The sequence below is a fragment of the Shinella sumterensis genome (genome assembly GCF_004514425.2).
GTDB classification, from domain to species: Bacteria; Pseudomonadota; Alphaproteobacteria; order Rhizobiales; family Rhizobiaceae; genus Shinella; species Shinella sumterensis.
The window spans coordinates 339,408-365,818 of sequence record NZ_MYFN02000004.1; the positions used below are offsets into that span (position 1 = coordinate 339,408).

The 26,411-nt window shown below is 65.7% G+C and carries 25 protein-coding genes; 11 read left to right on the forward strand and 14 right to left on the reverse strand.

Annotation, left to right across the window (positions count from 1 at the left end; genetic code table 11):
* The first annotated feature begins 54 nt into the window (after positions 1-54).
* Positions 55-1,626, forward strand: a complete 1,572-nt coding sequence (locus tag B5M41_RS10780; RefSeq protein ID WP_230640057.1) for an MFS transporter — start codon at positions 55-57, stop codon at positions 1,624-1,626.
* Positions 1,627-1,630: 4 nt separating this feature from the next.
* On the forward strand, positions 1,631-2,665 hold the full coding sequence (locus B5M41_RS10785; protein ID WP_134649818.1) for an HlyD family secretion protein: 1,035 nt from the start codon (positions 1,631-1,633) through the stop codon (positions 2,663-2,665).
* Between the two features lie 62 nt (positions 2,666-2,727).
* On the opposite strand, the gene B5M41_RS10790 is transcribed toward B5M41_RS10785, so the two are convergent.
* The 5 genes from B5M41_RS10790 to alr form a co-directional block, all read right to left on the reverse strand.
* The gene (locus tag B5M41_RS10790; protein ID WP_134649819.1) at positions 2,728-3,468 is read right to left on the reverse strand and encodes an SDR family NAD(P)-dependent oxidoreductase; all 741 of its coding nucleotides are present in this window, start codon (positions 3,466-3,468) and stop codon (positions 2,728-2,730) included.
* An 11-nt stretch (positions 3,469-3,479) separates the two neighbouring features.
* A complete protein-coding gene (purF, locus tag B5M41_RS10795) occupies positions 3,480-4,973 on the reverse strand; it encodes an amidophosphoribosyltransferase (RefSeq protein ID WP_134649820.1) in 1,494 nt (497 codons plus the stop codon).
* Between the two features lie 192 nt (positions 4,974-5,165).
* On the reverse strand, positions 5,166-5,768 hold the full coding sequence (locus B5M41_RS10800; protein ID WP_134649821.1) for a CvpA family protein: 603 nt from the start codon (positions 5,766-5,768) through the stop codon (positions 5,166-5,168).
* 141 nt (positions 5,769-5,909) lie between these two features.
* Complete coding sequence (radA, locus tag B5M41_RS10805; RefSeq protein WP_134649822.1) at positions 5,910-7,313, reverse strand: DNA repair protein RadA; 1,404 nt, start codon at positions 7,311-7,313, stop codon at positions 5,910-5,912.
* A gap of 102 nt (positions 7,314-7,415) precedes the next feature.
* The gene (gene alr / locus B5M41_RS10810) at positions 7,416-8,585 is read right to left on the reverse strand and encodes an alanine racemase (protein WP_134649823.1); all 1,170 of its coding nucleotides are present in this window, start codon (positions 8,583-8,585) and stop codon (positions 7,416-7,418) included.
* A gap of 102 nt (positions 8,586-8,687) precedes the next feature.
* On the opposite strand from alr, the gene B5M41_RS10815 reads away from it, so the two are divergent.
* A complete protein-coding gene (locus B5M41_RS10815) occupies positions 8,688-9,281 on the forward strand; it encodes a hypothetical protein (protein ID WP_134649824.1) in 594 nt (197 codons plus the stop codon).
* A 156-nt stretch (positions 9,282-9,437) separates the two neighbouring features.
* Here the strand turns inward: B5M41_RS10815 and B5M41_RS10820 are convergent, their stop codons facing one another.
* From B5M41_RS10820 to rpsF, 6 genes are all read right to left on the reverse strand, one after another.
* Positions 9,438-10,937 carry a replicative DNA helicase gene (locus B5M41_RS10820; protein ID WP_134649825.1) on the reverse strand — a complete coding sequence of 500 codons (1,500 nt, stop codon included), beginning with the start codon at positions 10,935-10,937 and terminating at the stop codon, positions 9,438-9,440.
* A 288-nt stretch (positions 10,938-11,225) separates the two neighbouring features.
* Positions 11,226-12,512, reverse strand: a complete 1,287-nt coding sequence (locus B5M41_RS10825; protein WP_134649826.1) for an SAM-dependent methyltransferase — start codon at positions 12,510-12,512, stop codon at positions 11,226-11,228.
* A 205-nt stretch (positions 12,513-12,717) separates the two neighbouring features.
* Positions 12,718-13,296 carry a 50S ribosomal protein L9 gene (gene rplI / locus B5M41_RS10830; RefSeq protein ID WP_134649827.1) on the reverse strand — a complete coding sequence of 193 codons (579 nt, stop codon included), beginning with the start codon at positions 13,294-13,296 and terminating at the stop codon, positions 12,718-12,720.
* 21 nt (positions 13,297-13,317) lie between these two features.
* Entirely contained in the window at positions 13,318-14,292 is a 975-nt protein-coding gene (locus B5M41_RS10835; protein WP_134649828.1) for a YybS family protein, read from the reverse strand.
* A gap of 210 nt (positions 14,293-14,502) precedes the next feature.
* Positions 14,503-14,751 carry a 30S ribosomal protein S18 gene (gene rpsR / locus B5M41_RS10840; protein ID WP_023515801.1) on the reverse strand — a complete coding sequence of 83 codons (249 nt, stop codon included), beginning with the start codon at positions 14,749-14,751 and terminating at the stop codon, positions 14,503-14,505.
* Positions 14,752-14,775: 24 nt separating this feature from the next.
* Entirely contained in the window at positions 14,776-15,228 is a 453-nt protein-coding gene (gene rpsF, locus B5M41_RS10845; protein WP_117369405.1) for a 30S ribosomal protein S6, read from the reverse strand.
* A 351-nt stretch (positions 15,229-15,579) separates the two neighbouring features.
* Here rpsF and B5M41_RS10850 point away from each other — a divergent pair, with 351 nt between their 5' ends.
* Complete coding sequence (locus B5M41_RS10850) at positions 15,580-15,948, forward strand: hypothetical protein (RefSeq protein ID WP_134649829.1); 369 nt, start codon at positions 15,580-15,582, stop codon at positions 15,946-15,948.
* A gap of 115 nt (positions 15,949-16,063) precedes the next feature.
* On the opposite strand, the gene B5M41_RS10855 is transcribed toward B5M41_RS10850, so the two are convergent.
* Positions 16,064-17,107 (reverse strand): aldo/keto reductase, encoded by a 1,044-nt coding sequence (locus B5M41_RS10855; protein ID WP_134649830.1) that lies wholly within the window; start codon positions 17,105-17,107, stop codon positions 16,064-16,066.
* 191 nt (positions 17,108-17,298) lie between these two features.
* Between B5M41_RS10855 and fabD the strand changes: the two genes are divergently transcribed.
* The 7 genes from fabD to gmk all read left to right on the forward strand — a co-directional run bounded on the left by fabD (position 17,299) and on the right by gmk (position 24,290).
* A complete protein-coding gene (gene fabD, locus B5M41_RS10860; RefSeq protein ID WP_134649831.1) occupies positions 17,299-18,240 on the forward strand; it encodes an ACP S-malonyltransferase in 942 nt (313 codons plus the stop codon).
* Positions 18,241-18,346: 106 nt separating this feature from the next.
* Positions 18,347-19,084 carry a 3-oxoacyl-[acyl-carrier-protein] reductase gene (gene fabG / locus B5M41_RS10865; protein WP_134649832.1) on the forward strand — a complete coding sequence of 246 codons (738 nt, stop codon included), beginning with the start codon at positions 18,347-18,349 and terminating at the stop codon, positions 19,082-19,084.
* A gap of 279 nt (positions 19,085-19,363) precedes the next feature.
* Positions 19,364-19,600: an acyl carrier protein gene (locus B5M41_RS10870; protein ID WP_003531676.1), complete on the forward strand. Its 237-nt coding sequence runs from the start codon at positions 19,364-19,366 to the stop codon at positions 19,598-19,600.
* A 118-nt stretch (positions 19,601-19,718) separates the two neighbouring features.
* Positions 19,719-20,978, forward strand: a complete 1,260-nt coding sequence (gene fabF, locus B5M41_RS10875; RefSeq protein ID WP_134649833.1) for a beta-ketoacyl-ACP synthase II — start codon at positions 19,719-19,721, stop codon at positions 20,976-20,978.
* Between the two features lie 238 nt (positions 20,979-21,216).
* Positions 21,217-22,398 (forward strand): endolytic transglycosylase MltG, encoded by a 1,182-nt coding sequence (gene mltG, locus B5M41_RS10880; RefSeq protein ID WP_134649834.1) that lies wholly within the window; start codon positions 21,217-21,219, stop codon positions 22,396-22,398.
* Between the two features lie 341 nt (positions 22,399-22,739).
* Entirely contained in the window at positions 22,740-23,627 is an 888-nt protein-coding gene (locus B5M41_RS10885; RefSeq protein WP_134649836.1) for a YicC/YloC family endoribonuclease, read from the forward strand.
* Between the two features lie 3 nt (positions 23,628-23,630).
* The gene (gmk, locus tag B5M41_RS10890; RefSeq protein ID WP_134649837.1) at positions 23,631-24,290 is read left to right on the forward strand and encodes a guanylate kinase; all 660 of its coding nucleotides are present in this window, start codon (positions 23,631-23,633) and stop codon (positions 24,288-24,290) included.
* 198 nt (positions 24,291-24,488) lie between these two features.
* On the opposite strand, the gene rsmA is transcribed toward gmk, so the two are convergent.
* Both rsmA and pdxA read right to left on the reverse strand, forming a co-directional pair.
* The gene (gene rsmA, locus B5M41_RS10895; protein ID WP_134649838.1) at positions 24,489-25,316 is read right to left on the reverse strand and encodes a 16S rRNA (adenine(1518)-N(6)/adenine(1519)-N(6))-dimethyltransferase RsmA; all 828 of its coding nucleotides are present in this window, start codon (positions 25,314-25,316) and stop codon (positions 24,489-24,491) included.
* Positions 25,316-26,353: a 4-hydroxythreonine-4-phosphate dehydrogenase PdxA gene (gene pdxA, locus B5M41_RS10900; RefSeq protein ID WP_134649839.1), complete on the reverse strand. Its 1,038-nt coding sequence runs from the start codon at positions 26,351-26,353 to the stop codon at positions 25,316-25,318. Before pdxA ends, rsmA begins: the two co-directional genes overlap by 1 nt.
* Between the last annotated feature and the right edge of the window lie 58 nt (positions 26,354-26,411).

The following is a 26,411-nucleotide window of genomic DNA, read 5'->3' on the forward strand; positions in this document are numbered from 1 at the left end:
GACGAGCCGGCCGAGCCGGCAACGCCGGCGGCCGCACCGCCGGCGCCGCCACCCATGCCGCCCGGCCGGGCCGCCCTGTACATGGTGGCATCTACGCTGCTGGCCATGACGCAGGGCTTCGGCATGAACTTCGTCGCCGCCAATCTGCCGCAGCTGCAAGGCCCGCTCGGTGCCACGAGCACCGAGGCGGTCTGGCTGGTCGCGGCCTATATGGCGCCGAACGCCTCGCTGTCGATCGCCCTCGTCAAGATCCGCAACCAGTACGGCCTGCGCAACTTCGCCGAACTCGGCATTGCCGTCTTCCTCGTCGTGTCGGTGATGCACATCTTCATCACCGACCTGCATTCGGCCATCGTGCTGCGCTTCTTCGCCGGCATGGCGGCCGCGCCGCTGTCCACCCTTGGCTTCCTCTACATGCTGGAGGCCTTCTCCCCGGCGCGCAAGCTGACCATCGGCATCTCGCTGGCGCTCACCAATATCGCGCTCGCCGCGCCCCTGACCCGCATCGTCTCGCCGTTTCTGATCGACATCGGCGGGGTAAGGGCGCTGCTCTATCTCGAACTCTCGCTCGCCATGCTGGCCTTCGCGGCCATCTATCTCCTGCCGCTGACGCCTTTGCCGCGCGCCAAGGTCATCGAGAAGCTCGATATCGTCAGCTACCTTTTCATCGCCGTCGGTTTCGGCTCGGCGGCCGTCATCTTCGCCGTCGGCCGCACCTATTGGTGGCTGGAGGCGGAGTGGATCGGCGTGCTGGCCGTCGTGATGATCGCGGCGCTGACCATCGCGGCCGTCCTGGAACTCAACCGTGCGACGCCGCTCATCGACCTGCGCTGGCTTTTCAGCCGGGAGGTGATGCATTTCGCCGCCGTGCTCATTCTCTTCCGGCTCATGCTGGCCGAGCAGACGGCGGTGGCCAGCAACTTCTTCCAGATCATGGGCCTGCAGAACGACCAGCTGACCGGCCTCTATTCCTGTGTCGCGCTGGCGACGCTGGCGAGCGGTCTCGTCTGCGCGGCGATCCTCAAGCCCAGCCGCGAGCCCGCCATCCACATGGTGGCGCTCATGCTGATCGGCGTCGGCGCCTGGCTCGACAGCCACGCCACCAACCTGACGCGCCCGCACGACATGTATCTCAGCCAGGCGATGATCGCCGCCGGCGGCGGCCTCTTCCTGCCGCCAGCCATCGCCGCGGGTTTCACCATGGCGCTGCGCAAGGGACCGCAATACATCCTGAGCTTCATCGTGGTCTTCCTCGCCACGCAGAGCCTGGGCGGTCTTGCCGGCTCCGCGATCTTCGGCTCCTTCATCACGCTACGCGAGAAGTTCCATTCCAACATTCTCGCCCAGGCGATGACCCTGACCGATCCGCTGGTCGCCGCGCGCATCGCCCAGCTTTCCGCCGCCTATGGCCGCACGATCACCGATCAGGCCATGCTGAAGGCCGAGGGGGTGGCGCTGCTCAGCCAGCAGGTGACCCGCGAGGCGAACGTGCTTGCGCACAACGATGCCTTCTTCGTCATCGCGCTTCTGGCCGTCGCCGCCGCCATCGCGCTTGCCATTCACCGAATCTATGTCCGTATTAAAGAGGCGGGCGCCGTTTCGGGCGCAGCCGCCGCAAAGGCCTGATCCTATGAAACAGTATATTCGCAACACCGCGACGGCGCTGGCCGTCGTCCTTGGCATCGTCGGCATCGTCGTCGTCGCCTATGCCTGGCGCCTGCCGCCCTTTGCCAGCGAAGTCCAGACGACGGACAATGCCTATGTGCGCGGCTATGTCACCCTGATCAGCCCGCAGCTTCCCGGCTACGTCACTGATGTCGCGGTCAAGGATTATGAGAGCGTCAAGCAGGGGCAGGTGCTTGTCCGCCTGGACGACCGCATCTACCACCAGAAGCTCGCCCAGGCCGAGGCGACGCTTGCCAGCCAGAAGGCGGCGCTCGCCAATTCGCAGCAGCAGGAAAATGCCGCCAAGGCCCGCATCGGCGCGAGCGAAGCCGCGCTCGGCGGCGCCACCTCGGCCAAGCGCCGGGCGGAGGAAAACTGGAACCGCGTGGAGGAGCTGTCCGCCAAGGGCATCTCGACCCAGAGCGATCTGGAGCAGAGCCGCACGACGCTCGACCAGGCCGAGGCCGCCGTCTCGCAGGCGCAGGCCAATCTCGAAGTGTCGAAGCAGGATCTGCAGACCATCATCGTCGGCCGCGATTCGCTGGGTGCGGCCGTCGCCGGCGCCGAGGCCGCGGTGGAGCTCGCGCGCATCGACCTTTCGAACACCGTGATCACGGCCCCGCGTGACGGCGCGGTCGGCGAGGTCGGCGTCAAGCTCGGCCAGTATGTCGCCGCCGGCACGCAGCTCATGGCCGTCGTGCCGCGCGATACCTGGGTCATCGCCAATTTCAAGGAAACCCAGCTCGCCTATATCAAGCCGGGGCAGGCGGTCGAGGTGACGGTCGATGCCTTCCGCCATGCCACGCTGAAGGGCCATGTCGAACGCTTCTCGCCGGCCGCCGGTTCGGAATTCAGCGTCATCAAGCCCGACAACGCCACCGGCAACTTCACCAAGGTCGCCCAGCGCATCCCCGTCCGCATCGCCATCGACGACGGGCAGGACCTGTCGCAATACCTGGCGCCGGGCCTTTCGGTGGAGGTGAGGACGGTGGTGGAGTAGGGCGCGGTGACACCCCTCTGCCCTGCAGGGCAGAGGGGGTCTCCAGGCGATAACGCTGAAGATCACTCCGGCAGGCGGTAATCCACAAGACGCCCCTGGCGCATGTCGAACAGCTTGCCGGTCTCGGCGTAGTCGCGCGAGACGAGCGGCAGGATGGCCTTGGCCACTTCGGAGGGGTGCTGCACCGTCGAGGGGTCTTCGCCGGGAATGGCCTGGGCGCGCATGGCCGTGCGGGTGCCGCCGGGATCGAACGAGGTGATGCGCAGCGCCGTGCGCTGCGTCTCGCCGGCCCAGGTGCGGGCCAGCGCCTCGACGGCGGCCTTGGAGGCGGAGTAGGGCCCCCAGAAGGGCTTGCACTTGTGCGCGGCGCTCGAGGAGAGCAGCACGGCGCGGCCGGCATCGGACTTCAGGAGCAGCGGCGCGACCGAGCGGATCAGCCGCCACGTCGCCGTGACGTTGATGGTCATCACCTTCTCGAACACCTTCGCCTCGACATGGTCGATCGGCGAGATGGTGCCGAGCACGCCGGCATTGGCGATCAGGATGTCGAGCCTGCCCCAGCGCTCGAAGATCGAGCCGCCGAGCTTGTCGATGGCCGCCATGTCGGCGAGGTCGAAGGGCACCAGCGTGGCCGAGCCGCCCGCGGCCTGGATGGCATCGTCCAGCTCCTCCAGTCCCCCGACGGTGCGGGCGCAGGCGATCACATGGGCGCCGGCCTTGGCCAGTTCGAGGGCGGTGAAATAGCCGATCCCGCGCGACGCGCCGGTGACCAGCGCGATGCGGTCTTTCAGGTCGATGCTCATGCTGTCTTCAATTATCCGTTGCTTGCCAGAACCGAGACCTTCCGTCCCATCGTCTCGCCTTCCTTGTCAAGGAGGCGTGTCGGATAGTCGCCGGTGAAGTAGTGATCGGTGAACTGCGGACGGGCCGGGTTGCGGTCCTCGCCGCCGACGGCCCGGTAGAGACCGTTGATGGAGATGAATTCCAGCGAATCCGCACCGATATACTTCGCCATGGCGTCGACGTCGGCATACTGGTTGGCCAGCAGCTTGTCCCGGTCCGGCGTGTCGATGCCGTAGAAATCGGGATAGAAGATCATCGGGCTTGCGACGCGCACATGCACTTCCTTGGCGCCGGCGTCGCGGATCATCTGCACGATCTTGAGCGAGGTGGTGCCGCGCACGATCGAATCGTCCACGAGGATGACGCGCTTGCCTTCGATCATCGCGCGGTTGGCCGAGTGCTTCAGCTTCACGCCGAAGGCGCGGATCTGCTGCGTCGGCTCGATGAAGGTGCGCCCGACATAATGGTTGCGGATGATGCCGTATTCGAACGGGATGCCGCTCTCCTGGGCGTAACCCAGGGCCGCGGGCGTGCCGCCGTCAGGCACGGGCACGACGACGTCGCCCTCGACCGGGTGTTCCTTGGCGAGGTTGATGCCCATGTTCTTGCGCGCCACATAGACGCTGCGGCCGCCGACGACGGAATCGGGGCGGGCGAAATAGACATATTCGAACAGGCAGAGCCGTTCCGGCTGCGCGTTGCCGGACTTCCGCGCCTCGATGGTGATGGAGCCGTCGGGCTGGATTTCGCAGATGACGATCTCGCCGTTCTCGACGTCACGGATGAACTTGGCGCCGATGATGTCGAGCGCGCAGGTTTCCGAGGCGAAGATCGGCTTGCCGTCGAGTTCGCCCATGACCAGCGGGCGGATGCCCGTGGGGTCGCGTGCGGCGATCAGCTTCGTGCGGGTGATGCCGAGCATCGAATAGCCGCCTTCCATCTGGCGGATCGCGTCGATGAAGCGGTCGGTCGTGTTGGTGTAGCGCGAGCGGGCGATGAGGTGGAGAACGACTTCGGTATCCGAGGTCGACTGACAGATGGCGCCACCGGCGATGAGCTGGCGACGTAGCGTCAGGCCGTTGGTGAAGTTGCCGTTATGGGCGACGGCGATGCCGCCGACTTCCAGTTCCGCGAACAGCGGCTGCACGTTGCGCAGGGCCACTTCTCCCGTCGTGGAGTAGCGCGTGTGGCCGATCGCCATGTTGCCGGGCAGCTTCGCCAGCGTCACCGGATTGGTGTAATGGTCGCCGACGAGGCCCATATGCTTTTCGGTGTGGAACTGCGTGCCGTCGAAGGAGACGATACCCGCCGCCTCCTGGCCGCGATGCTGGAGCGCATGCAGGCCGAGCGCGGTCAGCGTCGCGGCATCGGGATGGCCCAGAATGCCGAACACGCCGCACTCCTCGTGAAGCGTATCGCCGTCGAGATCGTCGTCGTGGCGGCCGGGGAAGAGGAAATCGCTCATTGCTGCAAGCCTTTGCTCGGAACCTGGGAGGTTGCACGGGGGTCTTCACCACTCCGGCCATGCCCCATATGGGTATGGCCTAAAGCATTTGCCACCGAGGCCCGGGAGCATCAGTGGCGGTTCTTCATCCTAACAAAAAAACGGGGAGCCTGCCTTCGTCAATTTTCGCGAGTGGCGGCTCCCCTGATTGTCTTATCCGTTCGTCGCGGGCGTCTCTTCGGCAGGCGCCTGGTTGGTCCCGCCGGCCGCGCCGTCCGGCTCCTCCGTGGCGCCGTCGGTCTGCTTGCCGCGCAGGCGGTCGATGATCGTCGCGTCGGCATCTTCCGGCAGCAGCGCGATGAGGCGCGAACCGAGATTGTCGAGCAGCGGCTTGGATTTGGCGGTGGTGACCCAGGACGGCTGCTGCTGCGGCGCCACCAGCCAGTTGAAGAACAGCATGGCGACGACGACGAGCAGGATGCCGCGTGCTGCGCCGAACAGGAAGCCGAGGGTGCGGTCGAGCGCGCCGATGCGGCTGTCGATGATGAAGTCGGCGATGCGCATGGTGATGAAGGAGATCACGATGAGCGCGACGAGGAAGACGGCGGCGGCGGAGCCGACCATGGCGACCGTGTCGCTCGTCGTATAGTCCTTCGCATAGGGCAGAAGGACGGGATAGAGGAAATAGGCGGCAGCCGCGGCACCGACCCAGCTTGCGACGGAGAGAACCTCGCGCGAGAAGCCGCGCACCATCGCCAGCACGGCGGAGAACAGCGCAACGCCGATGACGATACCGTCGAGAATTGTGATGGGCATGTTCGTCCTACTCCAAACCCGAAATGTCGCCAGGCCCGCCCCGTGCGAAGCGCACATTAGCGGAAGGCGTCTTCGCCGTCCCGGTTCGGCACGCTTCAAACCCGTGTTTCCCACAGGGCATTGACCCGCTGCCGAAGGCCGTCAGACGTCCTCGTCTTCCCGCTTGAGGGCACTCTTCGATCCGGCGATGCGCGCCACCAGGTCCGGCAGGCCTTCGATCTCGCTCCAGCGGCTGCCGGTGCCCTTGGGCAGTTCGGCTGAACCCGCGGGCAGCAGGGCCTGCGAAAACCCCAGTTTTTCCGCCTCCTTGAGGCGCTGGGCGGTGTGCGCAACCGGACGAATGGCGCCCGACAGGCTGACTTCGCCGAAATAGACGCAATCGGCGGGAAGGGCAAGACCGGCAAGCGAGGAAACCAGCGCCGAGGCCACCGCAAGGTCCGCCGCCGGCTCGGAGATGCGGTAGCCGCCCGCCACATTGAGGTAAACGTCGTGTTGACCGAGCCGCACGCCGCAATGAGCCTCCAGCACCGCGAGGATCATCGAAAGGCGCGCCGAATCCCAGCCGACGACGGCGCGACGCGGTGTGCCGAGCGATGTGGGCGCCACGAGCGCCTGCACCTCCACCAGCACGGGCCGCGTGCCCTCCATGCCCGCGAAGACCACCGCACCCGGCGCCTTCTCGTTGCGCTCGCCCAGGAAGAGTTCGGACGGGTTGGAAACCTCGCGCAGACCCTTGTCGGACATTTCGAACACGCCGATCTCGTCCGTCGGGCCGAAGCGGTTCTTCACGGTGCGCAGGATGCGGTAATGGTGCCCGCGGTCGCCTTCGAAATAGAGCACCGCGTCGACCATGTGTTCCACGACGCGCGGTCCCGCGATCTGGCCTTCCTTGGTGACATGGCCGACCAGCACCATGGCCGCGCCCGTCTGCTTGGCGAAGCGGATCATGGCCTGCACGCCGGTGCGCACCTGCGTTACCGTGCCGGGCGCGGCCTCCGCCGTATCGCTCCACAGGGTCTGGATCGAATCGATGATGACGAGGTCGGGGCGCTTGCCTTCGCCGATGGTGGCGAGGATGTCCTCGACATTGGTCTCGGCGGCGAGCAGCACGTCGGTCTGGTGTGCCTGGAGGCGCTGCGCACGCAGCCTGACCTGCGCCACGGCCTCTTCGCCCGAGACATAGATGATGCGGTGGCCATGGCGGGAGAGGGCGGCGGCGGCCTGCATCAGCAGCGTCGACTTGCCGATGCCGGGATCGCCGCCGATCAGCACGGCCGAGCCGCGCACGAAGCCGCCGCCCGTGGCACGGTCGAGTTCGGCGATGCCGGTATGGATGCGCGGCGCTTCCTCGATCTCGCCGGAGAGCGCCGTCAGCGCGACGGGCCGGCCCTTCTTCGGAACCTTGCCGGGCCCCGAGCCGATGCCGCCCATCGGGTCTTCCTCGACCACGGTGTTCCACTCGCCGCAGCCCTCGCATTTTCCCACCCAGCGGGAATGCGCGGTGCCGCAGTTCTGGCAGACGAATTGAGTGCGGCCTTTCGCCATCAGGACTTCTTCTCCGGTATCAGTTGCCCATGGCAATAGCACAAAACGGGAACAAGTCCAGTTCGCGGGTGAGCACGGAGTGCGCCGTCGTGGGAGGGCGACCTACTTCTTCACGGCCTCGTAGCGCCGTTCGTAGCGGTTGCCCAGGCTGGTGAGAAGTTCGTAGTCGACGGTGCCGGCGGCGCGCGCCACATCCTCGATCGGCATGGTCCTGCCGAAGAGTTCGATGAAGTCGCCCGGCCGCACGCTGCCGGCGGGCATGTCCGTCACGTCGAAATGCGTGAGGTCCATGGTCACGCGGCCGATGACCGGCACGGGGCGGCCATGCAGCATGCCGCTCGGGCCGGCAAGGCCGGTCCGGCGCAGCGGTATGCCGGCGCTGGAAAGGCTGCGCATATAGCCGTCCGCATAGCCGATGGCGGCGATGGCGACGCGCGTATCGCGGGCGCAGACCACGGCGGCGCCGTAGCCGACGCTTTCGCCGGCCTTCACGTCGCGCACCTGGAGAATGCGCGCCTCGGCCGTGACGACCGGTTTCATCGGGTTCGGCACGCCATTGACCGCGGCCCCGCCATAAAGCGCGATGCCGGGGCGGGTGAGGGTGAAGTGATAGTCCTCGCCGAGAAAGATGCCGGCGGAATTGGCAAGCGTCGCGTCGATATCGCCGAAGGCGGAAACGACGCTGCGGAAGCGCTGGAGCTGCTGTCGGTTGAGCGCGTGGGACGGCTCGTCGGCGCAGGCGAGGTGGCTCAGAAGCATGATCGGCGAGAAGCTCGCGGGACGCGCGATGTCGTCGGCCAGCGCCAGCGCATCCTCCACCCTCAGCCCCAGACGGCTCATGCCGGTATCGACATGCAGCACGCAGGGAATGTCCCCGCCGTCGGCGATCGCCGACATGAACACCACCAGCTGCTCCTCGGACACGATGACGGGCACGAGGTCGAATTCGAAGAACAGCCGCTCGGCGCCCGCCCACATGCCCGAAAGCACATAGATGCGCGCATCGGGCAGGGCAGTGCGGACCGCAGCCCCTTCGGCCGGTGTGGCGACGAAGAAATCGCGCGCGCCGGCCTGGTGGAAGGTTTTGGCGGCCGGCTCCAGCCCGATGCCATAGGCGTCGGCCTTCAGCACGGCGGCGGTGCGTGCCGCGCCCGAGCGGCGGGCCATCGCGCGCCAGTTGTCGGCAAGCGCGGAAAGGTCGATCGTCAGGCGGGCATGATCCTCGCCTGCGACGGGAAGCGTGGGGCGGCCGGAAGCTGGATGTTTGCTCATCGTGTGGAAATACAGCCTGTGGACTGTGGCGGCAATACGGTCGCAGCCCGCATTGCGGCGGTCCGGTGCCGGCCCTATGGTGCGGCGCGAACAGGAGCGACCATGGCGCGCATAAAACCATCGATCCTTGCCGCTGCGACGGTGCTCCTGGCGCTGCCGGCCGTTGCGCAAGACGCCCCGACGGAAGCGGATATCCGCGACGCTCACGCGACGCTGCTCGGCCTTGCCCGAGACGATGGCAAGCCGCAGGAGGACGACAGCGCCGCGCTCTATTACTCCATCGTCGAAAACCCCGACGCGCCGCGCCTTGTCACCCGGCTGCAGGTGGGCGGCGTCCCGTGCCGCGCCCGCTTCATGTCCGCGCTGCAGTTTCCCGGCCAGTGGGCGACCGTGACATTCGGCATGGTGGACCTGCGCCGCGTCACCTCCGTCCTCGCCTATGCCTCGGCCGACGACATGATCGCCGGCGTCAAGCCCGTGCCGGTCGATTCGGACAAGGCGGTGCAGATCGTTCTCACCGGCAAGGACCTGCACTGCGCCACGCGCGTATCGCTTTCGGGTGAAGCCGCTTCTGACATGGTCTGCGCCGACCGGCTGGACCTGACCTTGACGGACGCACGGGAAAAGGAACGCGCCCGCAAGGCACTCGCCATCGTCGCCGGCATCTGCAAGGCGCCGGCTTTCGTGAAGAAATAGCATCGAAGGGCACCGCCACCCCCTCATCCGCCTGCCGGCACCTTCTCCCCGAGGGGAGAAGGAAGGGGAATGCGACGTCCCGATCTTCCCCTTCTCCCCCGCGGGGAGAAGGTGGCCGAAGGCCGGATGAGGGAGGGCTCCGCCTCGTCGGACGCCTCAGTGCTCGTACTGGGTGAAGGACGGGTCGGCGAGGTCGGTGAAGCGGGTGTATTCCGACTGGAAGGCGAGCTTCACGGTGCCGGTCGGTCCGTGACGCTGCTTGGCGATGATGACGTCTGCCGTGCCCTTCACAGCCTCGAACTTCATCTTCCATTCCTCGTATTTCGGATCGAACTCGTCGCGCGGCTCGAGGTTCTTCACGTAGTATTCCTCACGGAACACGAAGAGCACCACGTCGGCGTCCTGCTCGATGGAGCCCGATTCGCGAAGGTCCGAAAGCTGCGGACGCTTGTCCTCGCGGCTTTCCACCTGACGGGAAAGCTGGGAAAGCGCGATGATCGGCACGTTCAGTTCCTTGCCCAGCGCCTTGAGGCCCGTGGTGATCTGGGTGATTTCCTGCACGCGGTTGTCGCTCGACTTGCCCGAGCCGGTCATGAGCTGGATATAGTCCACCACGAGGCAGTCGAGGCCGCGCTGGCGCTTCAGGCGCCGGGCGCGGGCGGAAAGCTGCGCGATGGAAATGCCACCGGTCTGGTCGATATAGAGCGGCACCTTCTGCATCATCTGGCTGCAGGCGACGAGCTTTTCGAAATCGGCCTCGGAAATGTCGCCGCGGCGGATCTTCGAGGAGGACACTTCCGTCTGCTCGGAAATGATACGGGTCGCCAGCTGCTCGGACGACATTTCGAGCGAGTAGAAGCCGACGACGCCGCCGTTACGCGCCTTGAACGAGCCGTCCGCCTGCACTTCGGGCTCGTAGGATGCCGCGATATTGTAGGCGATGTTGGTGGCAAGCGAGGTCTTGCCCATGCCGGGGCGTCCCGCAAGCACGATAAGGTCCGAACGCTGCAGGCCGCCCATGCGGGCATCGAGCGAATGAATGCCGGTCGAGATGCCCGACAGCGACCCGTCGCGTTCGAACGCCTGGCCGGCCATGTCGATGGCCTGCGCGACGGCATCGTTGAACGACTGGAAGCCGCCATCATAGCGGCCGGTCTCGGCCAGTTCGAACAGGCGGCGCTCGGCGTCCTCGATCTGCGTCTGCGGCGGCATGTCGAGCGGCGCGTCATAGGCGATGTTGACCATGTCCTCGCCGATATTGATCAGCGAGCGGCGCAGCGCGAGGTCGTAGATCGCCCGGCCATAGTCCTCCGCATTGATGATCGTCACGGCCTCGGCCGCCAGGCGGGCGAGATATTGCGGGATCGTCAGGTCGCCGACCCGCCCATCCGTCGGCAGGTGCGTCTTGAGCGTGATCGTCGTGGCGATCTTGCCCATGCGGATCGTATCGCCGGCAAGCTCGTAGATCTTGCGGTGCAGCGGCTCGTGGAAATGGATCGGCTTCAGGAAGTCCGAGACGCGGTAATAGGCGTCGTTGTTGACGAGAATGGCGCCCAGCAGCGCCTGTTCGGCCTCGACGTTGTTCGGCGCCTCGCGATGGTGAAGCTCCGCATTGTCGTGACCGGCCTGGCTGAGCTTGCGCACGGCATCATTCATCGTCCCGAATCTCCCCGTCCTCTTTTGCGAAGGTCGATGGTTTGGGTCATGTACCGGCGGGGGTCAAGCGCATCCGACTCACACCGGTGGTTAAGCCCGGTCTTAGACTTTTCCACAGGCAGGCCCGCCACAGCAAGCCCGGATTCCTGCGGGGGCCCTGGCTTTCGGTTGACTCGCGATGCGAATCCCCGCGCGCGTGCCACCGAAGCGGGGCGGCTTCGGCGGCGGACAACGCGCAAAAACGGAGCATGGAGCGTCCCCGGTGAACGCGTGTCCACCGGAGATTTTTTAAAGGGCGGCTTCCTGGGGGAATTGCCGCGGGCCGCGCCGCTCGCCCTTGGGATTGCCCTCATGCGCCTTCAGGCAATCCTCGCCGCGGCCGATATAGTCGCGGGTCAGCGGGATCGCCTCCTGGTCATGCGCGAGCTGGAGCTGGAAGACGACGAGGTTCTGCCAGCGGAAGGCGCTCTCGGACGCTGCGAGATAGAATTCCCAGATCCGGCAGAACTTCTCGTCGTAAAGCGCCTTGGCCTCGTCGCGCCGGGCCATGAAGCGTTCGCGCCAGTGGCGCAGCGTCTCGGCATAATGCAGCCGCAGGATTTCCACGTCCGTCACCGCAAGCCCGCTTTTTTCCACGGCCTGCATCACTTCCGACAGGGCGGGGATATAGCCGCCGGGGAAGATGTATTTCTCGATGAAGGGATTGTTGGCCGTCGGCCGGTCGGTGCGGCCGATCGTGTGCAGGAGCATCACGCCGTCGCGCTTCAGAAGGGAGGCACTCTTCTTGAAGAAGGTCAGGTAGTTCGGCCGTCCGACATGCTCGAACATGCCGACCGAGACGATGCGGTCGAACGGGCCATCCGTATTGCGGTAGTCCTGCAGCAGGAATTTCACCTCGTCGCCCAGCCCCGCCTCGCTCGCCCGCTTCACCGAAAGCGCATGCTGCTCGTCGGAGAGGGTGACGCCGGTGACCTTCGCGCCGAGCTGGCGGGCAAGGTAGAGCGCCATGCCGCCCCAGCCGCTGCCGATGTCGAGCACGCTCTGGCCGGGCCGGTTGATGTTGAGCTTGGCGGCGATGTGCCGTTTCTTGGCAAGCTGCGCCTCGTCCAGCGACTGGTCCGGCCGTTCGAAATAGGCGCAGGAATATTGCCGGTCCTGGTCGAGGAAGAGATCGTAGAGCGCGCCGGTCAGGTCGTAGTGATGCTGGACGTTGCGGCGCGACCGCACGACGCTGTTCTTCTCGCGCGCCCAGCGCAGCAGGTAGCGCAGCCGCTCCAGCGCCCGGTTCCAGCGCGTGTCGTAATACTGGAAGTCGGGATTGCCGGTGAAGACGATCTTGAGCAGGCCGTACATGTCGCCCTCGACGATATCGATATCGCCGGTGCCGTAGTGGTGGCCGAGATAGTAGGCGGGGTCGACCGCAAGGCCCCAGAGCGCCTTGCGGCTGTTGATGCGCATGTGCACCGGATTGCCCGTTCCATCCCCGAAGGTCTGGCGGGATCCGTCCGGGTAGGTGACCGTCAGATTTCCAGTCTCGACGAGGCGGGAAACGAGAGCCTGTACTATGAATTTCATCAGCAAACTCCGTCGCGCTTGAAAACATGGCGGAACGGGTCTGGTCGGAAACCGGCCTGAAGAGCGGCCCAACCGCCAATCCAGTCTAACGGCTATAAGATATTGCTGGGAAAGCGGGGATTTCAACCCGTGTTTTTTGACCTGCCGAAACGAAGACGGGCCGGCAATGCCGACCCGTCCCGTAACCGTCCGTAAGGACTGGATATTATGCTTCGTCTTCGTCGACGCCGTCGGCTTCCGGGTCGAAGAAGTCGGCTGCCGTCAGCGCGTCTTCGTCGACGCCGTAGATGGCGTCGGCCGAGGTCAGGCTTTCGCCCTTGGCCTGGCGCTCGGCTTCATCGGCCGAACGGGCAACGTTGAGCTCGATGGAGATGGCGACTTCGGCATGCAGGTGCAGCACGACCTTGTGCAGGCCGATGGCCTTGATCGGCGTGTTGAGCTCGACCTGGTTGCGGCCGACGTTGAAGCCTTCGGCTTCCAGCACTTCGATGATGTCGCGGGCAGCGACCGAACCGTAGAGCTGGCCGGTTTCGCCGGCGGAGCGGACGATGACGAAGGACTTGCCGTCGAGCTTTTCGGCAACGGCCTGGGCTTCGGACTTGCGCTCCAGGTTACGGGCTTCGAGCGTCGCACGCTCGGCTTCGAAGCGCTTCTTGTTGGCTTCGTTGGCGCGCAGCGCCTTGCCCTGCGGCAGCAGGAAGTTGCGGGCGAAGCCGTCGCGAACCTTTACGGTTTCGCCCATCTGGCCGAGCTTGGCGATGCGTTCGAGGAGAATGACGTCCATTTTAGAGTTCCTTTCTTGAGTTCAGGTATCGGGGTTTTTCTGTTCAGCCGGGCCGGTGGGCGTCAGCGCGATGGTGCGCCTCGTGTCCATCAGCCCGAGAATGAGGATGAAGAAGACCGGTATCGTGAAGAGCAGTACCGAGATGTAGGTGAACCACAGCGCAAGCAGCCGCCACGGCTTGCCGCGCGTGCGGAAATGCAGGCTCGCGAAACCGGCGAGCACGAAGCCGGCGCCGAACGTGCCGCAGATCAGGGCGCCGATGATCGCCGGGACGCCGCCCGCGAAGGTGAGCACGAGGCCGCCGAGGAAGGCGAAGATCGCGTTGCGGTGCATGCGCAGCGTCGCGGGCATGTCCTCGCGCGGGCGCAGCCCCTTGCCGGAGGCGCGCACGATGAAGGACGCGATGTAATAGGCCGCAAACAGCAGGAACACCCAAAGCGCGCCCTGCACGAGCGGCAGCGCGATCGCAAAGACCGACTTCAGCTGCGCGACGGCCGCGGCATCCGGGTTGTAGAGCGGCTCCTGCGCCTTCAGCGCCTCGATGACCATGTCGACGAGCTTGCTCGCCATCTCGCTGTCATAGCCGACGATGGCGCCGACCGCGATCATGCCGAGCGTCACCATCACGGCGAGGTGGGCGAGGATGTTGGACAGCGGATACCAGGCGAGCGCGTTGTCGGGGCCGCCGAGCTCGGAAGCCGGGCGCGCGAGGTTCGCGAGGTTGGAAAGCCAGCCGGCCGGGATCAGCGTGATCAGCACGATCAGCGCGGCGAAATGCGACGAGACGAGCGCGGACGCCGTGACGCCGCCGGCAACGACGGCGATGAAGGCGCTGGCATTGCCCCAGCCCAGCCCGGCGATCAGGATGGGAAGCGCGGACGCTGCGTAAAGCACGATGGCCAGCGACGACTGCGCATTCGCGCTCAGCGAAAGCAGAGCGGCGGTCACACCGGCAACGAGGCCGATCGCAATCGAGGTTGGCGTCAAGGTCTTCACGTTCGCTGTCCTGTCTCATCAGACAGTTAGAGGAGGTTCCTGACCGATGGTTTCAGGACGGTCTCCCCAACATGGGATTGGTGGTCTCAAAAGACCGGCGGCTCCGATCCGCGCCCGACGCGGAAGGGAGATGGGGAAGGCGGCAGACCGTCTTCCCCTTGAGTCATGTGCCTCGGCCCGACGTCGAGTCAGGCCGCAGCGTCAGCGTGCTTACGCTACGACGTAGGGCAGCAGGCCGAGGAAGCGGGCGCGCTTGATCGCCTTGGCGAGTTCGCGCTGCTTCTTCTGGGAAACGGCCGTGATGCGGGACGGAACGATCTTGCCGCGCTCGGAAATGTAGCGCGACAGGAGACGGACGTCCTTGTAGTCGATCTTCGGAGCGTTTGCGCCCGAGAAGGGGCAGGTCTTGCGGCGGCGGTGGAACGGACGGCGTGCCGGAGCGGAAGAAACATCAGCCATATCTATAATCTCCTTCTGCTTCGATTACGCGCGGTCTTCGCGGGCCGGACGGTCGCCACGCGGCGGGCGGTCGCCGAAATCGCGGCGCGGACGGTCGCCGAAGTCGCGGCGCGGGCCGCGGTCGTCGCCTTCGCGGCGCGGACGGTCGTCGCGGTCACGCTTCTGCATCATGGCCGACGGGCCTTCTTCGTGGGCTTCGACGGCGATGGTCATGTAACGAAGGATGTCTTCGTTGATGCGCATCTGGCGCTCGACTTCGTGGATCGCAGCGGCCGGGGCGTCGATGTCCATCAGCGCGTAATGCGCCTTGCGGTTCTTCTTGATGCGGTAGGTCAGGGACTTGAGGCCCCAGTTTTCGACCCGGCCGACCTTGCCGCCGAACGATTCGATAACGCCCTTGTACTGTTCGACGAGAGCGTCGACCTGCTGGGCGGACACATCCTGGCGGGCCAGGAAGACGTGTTCGTAAAGAGCCATGTGGCTTTGCCTTTCTTGCGTTTGCATATCACCCGAAACCGGCGCCAAGCCTCAACGACAGTTCTCAAAGGCCGAGGCCCGAAGCAAGAAAAGCGTTAATCCAGACGGTCGAGAGCGGAGACACGGGAGGCTGGAGCCCTTGGCTCCAAACGGCATGTCGCAAGGATATGCCGGCCCTCCGTTCAGCCACCAGCCGATTGACCGGGTGTTTTGAACAGCGCGCTTATACGGATTTTTCAGCCAAACGCAAGGCCTGCCGGCAAAAGCCTCTGTTTCGTTCTGCAACGCATCGCGGAACCATCCCCGGCCCGGGGCGTTATTCCGGCGATCTAACAACATGGAGTGAACGACATGCAAGACCCGAACCTTGTCAATCGTCCCCTGGAACACAGCTCCCCGGACGGCCGCGTCGAGCGCCCGGTACAGGATCGCGATCCCGTCGTCGTGAACAACGCGCGGGGTGGTGGCTCGGGCGGCTGGGCCGTCGCGGTCATCCTCGCCGTGCTGGTCGCGGTTGGCGCCTTCTACTTCGTCGGTAGCGGCACGCCCGATAATGTCGACCCGAACGCCAACACCTCGTCCATCACGACGCCGGAAACCGCACCGGCCGGTGGCACGGCCACCGACGGCCAGACCGGCGGCGCAACGACGGGCGGCACCCAGCAGCCGCTGAACAGCCAGCCCGCAGAAGGCGGCGGCGCCACGACGACCACGCCGTAATCTTTCCGAAGCCCGGACAAGGACAAACCCCAAGTCCGCGCCCGGGCCGAGGAAGCGAGAAACCCGCCGGAAACGGCGGGTTTCTTATTATATTGATATGATCGGAATGCCGATATCAGATCGGTGCGGGATGCAGCCGGTGGATGCGGGCGATGCCGTCGAGGACGTCCTGGGACAAGGTGACGTCCTTGGCCGCGATATCATTCTTCAGCTGCTCCATGGACGTCGCGCCGATGATGACCGATGCCATGAAGGGGCGTGTCAGGCAGAAGGCGAGCGCCATCTGGGCCGGGTCGAGCCCGTGCTGGCGGGCAAGCTCCACATAGGCGCGCACCGCCGGCTCCTGCAGCGGCTGGTAGCGCCCGCCGAGATCGCCGTTCTTCGTCAGGCGCGAGCCCTCGGGCTTGACGCCGTCGAGATACTTGCCGGTGAGAAGGCCGGCGGCGAGCGGCGAATAGGCGAGCAGACCGATGTCCTCGTGATGCGACAGCTCCGCGAGATCGAGATCATAGGCCCGGTACAGCAGGTTATATTCGTTCTGGATCGAGGCGACGCGCGGCAGGTCCTTTTGCTCGGCAAGCGCCAGCATGCGCATCGTGCCCCAGGCCGTATCGTTGGAAAGTCCGAGCGCGCGGACCTTGCCGTCCTTGACGAGCTCGCCCACGGTTTCGAGGATTTCCGAAAGTTCCTCGGCAACCTGGTTGCGGTCCTGCTTCGAGGGATCGTAGCCCCAGGAATTGCGGAAGTGATAATGCCCGCGGTTGGGCCAGTGCAGCTGGTAGAGATCGACATAGTCGGTCTGGAGGCGTGACAGGCTGGCGTCGATGGCCGCCCGGATGCCGGCGCGATCCATCGGCGCGCCGTCGCGAATATGCGGGCGGCCGGGACCGGCGACCTTGGAGGCGAGCACCACCTTGTCGCGGTTGCCGCGCGCCTTCAGCCAGCTGCCGATGAAGCGCTCGGTGTCGCCATAGGTTTCTGCCGAGAGCGGCGTGGTCGGATAGAGTTCGGCGGTATCGATAAAGTTCACGCCCTGGGAGAGAGCGTAGTCGAGCTGGTCATGGGCTTCCTGCTCGCTGTTCTGGGAGCCCCAGGTCATGGTGCCGAGGCAGATTTCCGACACGTCGATGCCGGTCCTGCCGAGCGGATTGTATTTCATGGGAGGGAAAATCCTTTTGTGGGAACCGCGCGAATGTAGGCGGGCGCCGGCGAAGTGCAAGATATAAGCCGCAATTCCCTGTGCAAGGCGCGCCGAACGGCGCTCCGGGCAGGGGGCCGGGGCGCGCCACGCCTTGACTTGGCGGGCCGGAATGTGAATGGAAAGACAAACAGAAGACGGGAGACCCCCAAATGAGCGTAGCATTCACTTTCCCCGGCCAGGGCAGCCAGGCCGTCGGCATGGGCAAGGAACTCGCAGACACCTTCCCGGAAGCGCGCGCCGTTTTCCAGGAAGTCGATGACGCCCTGGATCAGAAGCTGTCCGCCATCATGTTCGAGGGCCCCGAGGAGACGCTGACGCTGACGGCGAACGCCCAGCCGGCGCTGATGGCCGTCTCGATCGCCGTCATGCGCGTTCTGGAAGCGCGCGGCCTGTCGTTGAAGGACAAGGTCTCCTATGTCGCCGGCCATTCGCTCGGCGAATATTCCGCGCTCTGCGCCGCCGGCACCTTCTCGCTGGCCGATACCGCGCGGCTCCTGCGCATCCGCGGCAATGCCATGCAGTCGGCCGTCCCCGTCGGCGAGGGCGCCATGGCCGCGATCATCGGCCTGGAGCAGGCGGATGTCGAAGCCATCTGCCAGGAAGCGTCGAAGGGCGGTTCGTGCCAGATCGCCAATGACAATGGCGGCGGCCAGCTCGTCATCTCCGGTTCCAGGCCGGCGGTCGAGGTGGCGGCCCGGCTCGCGACGGACAAGGGCGCCAAGCGCGCGCTGATGCTGTCGGTCTCCGCACCGTTCCATTCCGCCCTGATGGCGCCCGCCGCCGATGCCATGCGCGAGGCGCTTGCCGCCGTCGCGGCGAAGGCCCCGGTCGTGCCGCTCATCGCAAACGTACGCGCTGCCCCCGTCAGCGATCCGCAGGAGATCGTCCGCCTTCTGGTGGAGCAGGTCACCGGCCAGGTCCGCTGGCGCGAGACGGTCGAGTGGTTCGGCGCCAACGGCGTCACGACGCTGTACGAGGTGGGGTCCGGCAAGGTGCTGACCGGTCTCGCCCGCCGCATCGACAAATCCGTCACCGGCATCGCGATCAACACGCCCGCCGACATCGACAATGCGCTCGCGGAACTCGTCTGAAGGGCGAATTGGGAATAGCGGATAGCGAATAGAAGCTGCGCTACCGCTTTTCCCCCTATTCGCCATTCCCTATTCGCTATTCGCTCTAGCAAGAGGAACCCAACCCATGTTCGACCTTTCCGGCCGCAAGGCTCTCGTTACCGGCGCGTCCGGCGGCATCGGCGAAGAAATCGCCCGCATCCTGCATGCCCAGGGCGCGATCGTCGGCCTGCACGGCACCCGCGTCGAGAAGCTGGAAGCGCTTGCCAACGATCTCGGCGAGCGCGTCCACATCTTCCCGGCCAATCTGTCCGACCGCGCCGAGGTCAAGGCGCTCGGCGAGAAGGCGGAAGCCGATCTCGGCGGCGTCGACATCCTCGTCAACAATGCCGGCATCACCCGCGACGGCCTTTTCGTGCGCATGAGCGACGAGGACTGGGATGCGGTTCTGGAAGTGAACCTCACCTCCGTTTTCCGCCTGACGCGCGAGCTGACCCATCCCATGATGCGCCGCCGCTATGGCCGCATCATCAACATCACGTCGGTCGTCGGCGTCACCGGCAATCCGGGCCAGGCCAACTATTGCGCCTCCAAGGCCGGCATGATCGGTTTCACCAAGTCGCTGGCGCAGGAGATCGCCACCCGCAACGTCACCGTCAACTGCGTGGCGCCGGGCTTCATCGAAAGCGCCATGACCGACAAGCTGAACGACAAGCAGAAGGACGCCATCATGGGCGCCATTCCCATGAAGCGCATGGGCACTGGCGTGGAAGTTGCGTCGGCCGTGGCCTATCTCGCGTCGTCGGAAGCCGCCTATATGACGGGGCAGACGCTGCATGTGAACGGCGGCATGGCCATGATCTGATTGGGCTGCGGGCACCCGGTCAACCGGCTGAAATTGCATGTTGACCGCTGGAGCACCGGCCATTTTCGGACTTTGCGACAGACTTAAACCGTGTTAATCGGGCCATGACTGTCAGCAGTCGACCGGCAAAAGCCTGAGCGATCAGGCGGTGCGAACGAGTATCGCCGATGCCGTTTGCCGGTTGCAGGGATTGCCGGATGTGTTCTTGAGGCACATCGGGCGTGTTGAGTGTCCGGTGCCGTAAGGCGCCGATCAAAAACAAAGGTCGAGGAATCCGACATGAGCGATATCGCAGAACGCGTAAAGAAAATTGTCATTGATCATCTGGGCGTTGACGCCGAAAAGGTCAGCGAAGGCGCAAGCTTCATCGATGACCTTGGCGCGGACTCCCTCGACACCGTTGAGCTGGTCATGGCGTTCGAAGAAGAATTCGGCGTCGAGATCCCGGACGATGCCGCGGACTCGATCCTGACGGTCGGCGACGCTGTCAAGTTCATCGAGAAGGCCCAGGCCTGATCGAAGCGATTTCCGGCGGGCCGCCTTCGGGTGGCCCGTCCCGGTCTCCGTCCGGGAGGCCGCTCCCCCCTCGTAGCGAGGCAACAGAAATAACATTCTATAGGGTGGATCACGGACGATGAGGCGTGTCGTTATCACGGGTACCGGCATGGTATCTCCGCTTGGATGTGGTACCGAAGTAACCTGGAACCGGCTTCTCGAAGGCCGCAGCGGTGCCGCAAGGGTCACTGCTTTCGAGGTGGAAGACCTTCCCGCAAAAATCGCCTGTTCCATCCCGCGCGGAGACGGCTCCGACGGCACCTATAATGCCGACCAGTGGATGGAGCCCAAGGAGCAGCGCAAGGTCGATCCCTTCATCGTCTATGCGGTGGCTGCCGCCGACATGGCGCTTGCCGATGCCGGCTGGCATCCGCAGAGCGACGACGACCAGATCGCGACCGGCGTACTCATCGGTTCGGGCATCGGCGGCCTGGAAGGCATTGTCGAAGGCGGCTACACGCTGCGCGACAAGGGCCCCCGCCGCATATCGCCCTTCTTCATTCCCGGCCGGCTGATCAACCTGGCCTCCGGCCATGTCTCGATCAAGCACAAGCTGCGCGGCCCCAATCATTCCGTCGTCACGGCCTGCTCGACGGGCGCGCACGCCATCGGCGATGCCAGCCGTCTGATCGCGCTGGGTGATGCCGACGTCATGGTCGCCGGCGGCGCCGAATCGCCGATCTGCCGCATTGCGCTCGCGGGCTTCGCCGCCTGCAAGGCGCTGTCGACCGAGCGCAACGACGATCCCACGGCCGCATCGCGGCCTTATGACCGCGACCGCGACGGCTTCGTCATGGGCGAGGGCGCCGGCATCGTCGTGCTGGAAGAGCTGGAGCACGCCAAGGCGCGCGGCGCCAAGATCTATGCCGAAGTCGTCGGCTACGGCCTGTCCGGCGATGCCTACCACATCACGGCGCCGTCGGAAGACGGCGAGGGCGCCTACCGCTGCATGCAGATGGCGCTGAAGCGCGCCGGCATCCCGGCGAGCGAAATCGACTACATCAACTCGCACGGCACCTCGACCATGGCCGACACGATCGAGCTCGGCGCGGTCGAGCGCCTGGTGGGCGATGCCGCGTCGCGCATCTCGATGTCGTCGACCAAATCCGCCATCGGCCACCTGCTGGGTGCCGCCGGTGCGGTCGAGGCCATCTTCTCGGCACTGGCGATCCGTGACAACATCGCGCCGCCGACGCTCAACCTCGACAATCCCGCCGTCGAGACGGCGATCGACCTGGTGCCGCACAAAGCCCGCAAGCGCGAGATCAACGTGGCAGTCTCCAACTCGTTCGGCTTCGGCGGAACGAATGCCTCGCTGGTCCTGAAGCGTTACGCCTGACCCTTTACCGCCGGCAAGGCATCCTCATCCGCCTGCCGGCAGTCTCTCCCCGCCGGGGAGAGGCAGAGAACCGAGACATCGCATTCTCATGACCTCCGCGCACAAGGCGGGGAGGTGGCCCGCGGGCCGGATGAGGGGAGAACTCGGCTGATCGATAGAGACGCGGGGGATCATCCCTGCTTTTGCCGCATTGCTCTGCTGGAAGACGTCGAGCAATGCCCGAACATGAGGACAGTCCGTGAGCGACACGAACGAACCTGGTGAAACGCCCTTTGGCCGTACGGAAACATCCGGCCAGCCGCGCATCATCCCCAAGTCCGCCAATGAGGCTCTCCGGCCTGAACAGGTGCCGCAACCGCCGAGCCGCCGCCGTTCGCGCAAGGCCCGCAGCCAGGTCGTCATCTTCCTGAATTTCGTCATGACCCTTGTCGTCTTCGCGACGGTCATCGGCGTCGGCGTGTTCTATTATGGCGTCCGCAGCTATGACGAGCCCGGCCCGCTGGTCACCAACACCAATTTCATCGTGCGCAACGGTGCCGGCACCAATGAAATCGCCGCCAATCTGGAGCGCAACAACATCATCACCGATGGCCGCGTGTTCCGCGTGCTTTCGCGCGTCTATCTCGACGGCGAGACGCTGAAGGCCGGCGAATACGAGATCAAGGCCGGCTCCTCGATGCGTGACATCATGGAGCTGCTGAAGTCCGGCAAGTCGATCCTCTACAGCGTCTCCGTGCCCGAGGGGCTGACCGTCAAGCAGGTGTTCCAGCGCCTCGCCGACGATCCGGTGCTGGAGGGCGATCTGCCGCAGGACCTGCCGGTGGAAGGCACGCTGATGCCCGATACCTACAAGTTCTCGCGCGGCACCAAGCGCGCCGATATTCTCCAGCAGATGCTGACGGCCCAGAAGAACCTGGTGGACCAGATCTGGGCGCGCCGCGACGAGGGCCTGCCGGTCACGACCCGCGAGGATTTCGTGACGCTCGCCTCCATCGTCGAGAAGGAGACCGGCCGGGCCGACGAACGCCCGCGCGTCGCCTCCGTCTTCATCAACCGCCTCGAGAAGGGCATGCGCCTCCAGTCCGACCCGACGATCATCTACGGCATCTTCGGCGGCGACGGTAAGCCTTCGGACCGGCCGATCTATCAGTCGGACCTCGAAAAGCAGACGCCCTACAACACCTACATCATCCGCGGCCTGCCGCCGACGCCGATTGCCAATCCCGGCCGTGCGGCGCTGGAGGCGGTGGCAAACCCGTCGCGCACGCCCGACCTCTACTTCGTCGCCGACGGCACGGGCGGCCACGTCTTTGCCGAAACGCTCGACGAGCACAATCAGAACGTCCGCCGCTGGCGCAAGCTGGAAGCCGAAAAGGCGGCGGCCGCCGCGAAGGAAGCCGAAGGCGCGACCGCGCAGTAATTGAGGGGCGCGGGGGCGGTCACCCCCTCTGCCCTGCCGGGCATCTCCCCCACACGGGGGGAGATCGGCAAGATGCAAAGACGTCGGCCAAATTGGGAACGTTGGAGATGGGGCGAGGCGGTCCCCCATCCAATCTCCCCCTTGTGGGCGAGATGGTCGGCAGGCCAGAGGGGGTATTCCCCTCGCATCCTGCGACACATCCCACCTTTGATGTGGATCGCTGCACCTTCCGCACGTCGGCCCGTTTCCAAGCCCTTAAAACTGCTTCACTTTGGCAAATGGTTCCGCCGTGCCGGCGCGTGCCGGGCGGCCCGTTCCGGCGGGCACCATTGGAGGATGACATGACATTGCAGTCGATGACCGGTTTTGCGCGCGTCGAAGGCACCAGCGGACGCACGCGCTGGGCCTGGGAGCTGCGCTCGGTCAACGGCAAGGGGCTGGACCTGCGCCTACGCCTGCCGCCCGGCCTGGAGGCGCTGGAGGCGGATATCCGTCGTCTGGCGGGCGAAACCTTTTCGCGCGGCAACCTGCAGATCGGGCTGACGACGAGTGTCAGCGAGGCGCAGGTCGAGGCTGTCGTGAACGAGGGCGCGCTTGCCGCCGTGCTCGCCCTGCGCGACCGGCTTGCCGGCACCATCGATCCCGCGCCGCTGAAACTCGACACGCTTCTGTCGGTGCGCGGCATCGTGGATTTCCGCGAAGCCGAGGAAAGCGAAGCCGAAACGCAGGCGCGCGATCGCGATATCCGCGCGGGCCTGGCGGAGGCGATCCGCCGCCTCGCCGACATGCGGCGCAAGGAGGGGACGGCGCTTGCCGACGTGCTGCTCGGCCAGGTCGCGCGCATCGAGGCCCTGACGGCGGCTGTCGAGGCCGATCCGTCGCGCAGCGTCGCGGCCATCGCCGAGCGGCTCGCCACCCAGGTCGCGACGCTCATGCAGGGTGCGACCGCGCTCGATCGCGACCGGCTGCATCAGGAGGTGGCGCTGCTGGCCACCAAGGCGGACCTGCGCGAGGAGATCGACCGGCTGAAGTCCCATGCGCGCGCCGCGCGCGAGCTGATTGCCGAAGGCGGACCGATCGGCCGCAAGCTCGATTTTCTCGCACAGGAATTTAACAGGGAATCGAATACCATCTGTTCCAAGTCGAACGCGGCTGCTGTAACGGCTGCGGGTATAGAATTGAAGGTCGTCATCGACCAGTTCAGGGAACAGGTCCAGAATCTGGAGTAGGCCATGGCCGAGCAGACCAAGCAGATCCACATCGAGCGCCGCGGGCTCATGCTCGTCATCTCCTCGCCGTCGGGCGCGGGCAAGTCGACCATCGCCCGCAATCTCCTCGAAGCCGATTCCGGCCTCAGCCTCTCGGTCAGCGTGACGACGCGCCAGCGCCGGGCAAGCGAGATCGCCGGCCGCCACTACCACTTCATCAACCACAAGGAATTCGAGCGCCTGCGCGACAGCGATGCCCTGCTGGAATGGGCGGAGGTGCACGGCAATTTCTACGGCACGCCGCGCGAGCCGGTCGAGGAGGCCATGTCCGCCGGCCGGGACATGCTGTTCGACATCGACTGGCAGGGCGCCCAGCAGCTTCAGGAGAAGATGCCGGCCGACGTCGTCTCGATCTTCATCCTGCCGCCGTCCATGACCGAGCTGCAATCGCGCCTGCACCGCCGCGCGGAGGATACCGAGGAGGTCATCCAGACCCGCCTCGCCAACTCCCGCGCGGAGATCGAGCACTGGCGCGAATATGACTATGTCATCCTGAACGACGACCTCTCCGTCGCCTTCGATGCCGTCCAGAGCATCGTCAAGGCCGAACGCCTCCGCCGCGACCGCCGCCACGGCCTGTTCGAATTCGTGACGGGACTGGTGACGGAAAAGCCGGTTCTGTAGGGCAGCGGTCTGCAACACCCCCTTCTGCCCTGCCGGGCATCTCCCCCACGAGGGGGGAGATCGGATGGGGCGGCGTTTCGCTCCAAACGCGGGCTTTGCTGATGAGGTGGTGTCCGCGCTTCTTGCCAATCTCCCCCCTTGTGGGGGAGATGCCCGGCAGGCCAGAGGGGGGTATCCGAGGCCGCGCCCCCTAATTCCTCACAGCGCGTTCGCCAGCCGCACGAATTCTTCCACGCTCAACGTCTCCGCGCGCCGCTGCGGATCGATCTCGGCCCGCGCCAGCAAGGCCTCCCCACCGAGCGACTTCACGCTCTGGCGCAGCATCTTGCGGCGCTGGCCGAAGGCGGCCTGGGTGACGCGTTCGAGGGAGGCGACGTCACAGGGCAGGGGATCGGCGATCGGCTCCAGGTGGACCACTGATGATGTCACCTTCGGCGGTGGCGTGAAGGCCTGCGGCGGCACGTCGAAGGCCATATGCGCCCGTGTGCGCCAGCCGCAGAGCACGCCGAGACGCCCATAGTGGTCGTCGTTCTCCTCGGCCACGATGCGCAGCCCCACCTCGCGCTGGAACATCAGCGTCAGGGATTCCCAGAAGGGCGGCCAGGTCTTCGGCAGCAGCCAGTTGACGAGCAGCTGCGTGCCGACATTGTAGGGCAGGTTGGCGATGATGCGGACGGGCTCGCCGGGCGCCAGCGCCTCGAAATCCGTCTTCAGCGCGTCGCCCTCGATGACGGTCAGGCGCCCCGGATAGTGCGCCGATACCTCCGCCAGCGCCGGAAGGCAGCGCGCGTCGCGTTCGATGGCGATCACGCGCTTGGCGCCGAGCGCCAGAATGGCGCGCGTCAGGCCGCCCGGTCCCGGGCCGACCTCGATCACCGTGTGGTTCTCGATGGGCCCGGCCGTGCGGGCGATCTTCTGCGTCAGGTTGAGGTCGAGGAGAAAATTCTGGCCGAGCGCCTTCTTGGCATCCAGGCCGTGCCGCTGGATGACGTCACGCAGCGGCGGCAATCCGTCGAGGGCGGCCATCAGAGCGTTTCCTTCGATGCGCGCTCGTGCGCGGCGAGCGTGTGGGCGAGGCGCAGCGCCGCCAGCAGGCTATCGGGCTTTGCGACACCCTTTCCGGCGAGCGCGAAGGCCGTGCCGTGGTCCGGCGAGGTGCGGATGAAGGGCAGGCCGAGCGTGGCATTGACGGAATCGTCGAAGCCCAGCGCCTTCGCCGGGATGAGCGCCTGATCGTGATACATGCACAATGCCACGTCATAGGTGGAACGTGCCGCGTCATGGAACATCGTATCGGCCGGGAGCGGCCCGACGGCATCGATGCCCGCCGCCTGGAGGCGCTCGACAGCCGGCCGCACCACGGCGTCGTCTTCCAGCCCGAGCGCACCGCCTTCGCCGGCATGCGGGTTCAGCCCGGCAATCGCAAGCCGCGGCCGCGCGATGCCGAAACGCTGTCGCAGGTCCCGCTCGGTGATGACGGCGGTTTCCACGATCAACGCCTCGGTGAGCGCCCCCGGCACATCCTTCAGCGGAATGTGGATCGTCACGGGCACGCTGCGCAGCTTCGGGCCGGCCAGAAGCATCACGGGAAGCAGGCTGTCGACGCCTGTCGCCCTGGCGGCCAGATCGGCAAGGAACTCCGTATGGCCGGGAAAGCCGAAGCCGGCTTCGTAGAGCACGGCCTTGGCGATCGGGTTGGTCACGACGGCCGACGTCCTGCCGGCCATCGTCAGCGCGACGGCCGTCTCGATCGCCCCGGTCACGGCGGCGGCATTGCGGGAATCGGGCGTGCCGGGCACCGCCGCCACGGCGCATTCGACCGACAGGACCGGTAGCGCCGTGTCGAACAGCGCGTTCGCCGTCTCGGGTGTCGCGTTGGAAACGGCGATGTCGAGGCCGAGCGCGGCCGCGCGTGCGGCCAACACCTGTGCATCGCCGATGAAAAGGAAGGGTGGCAGCGAAAGCGATCTACGGTCGGACCAGAGCGCAAGCGCGATATCCGGTCCAATCCCCGCGGGGTCGCCCATGGAGAGCGCCAGCGGCGGAACAGTCGTCGGTGTCATGATACCCCGCAGCGGGTTGGGAACGCGAATGCCCCGCCGGGGCGGGGCATCGTAGATC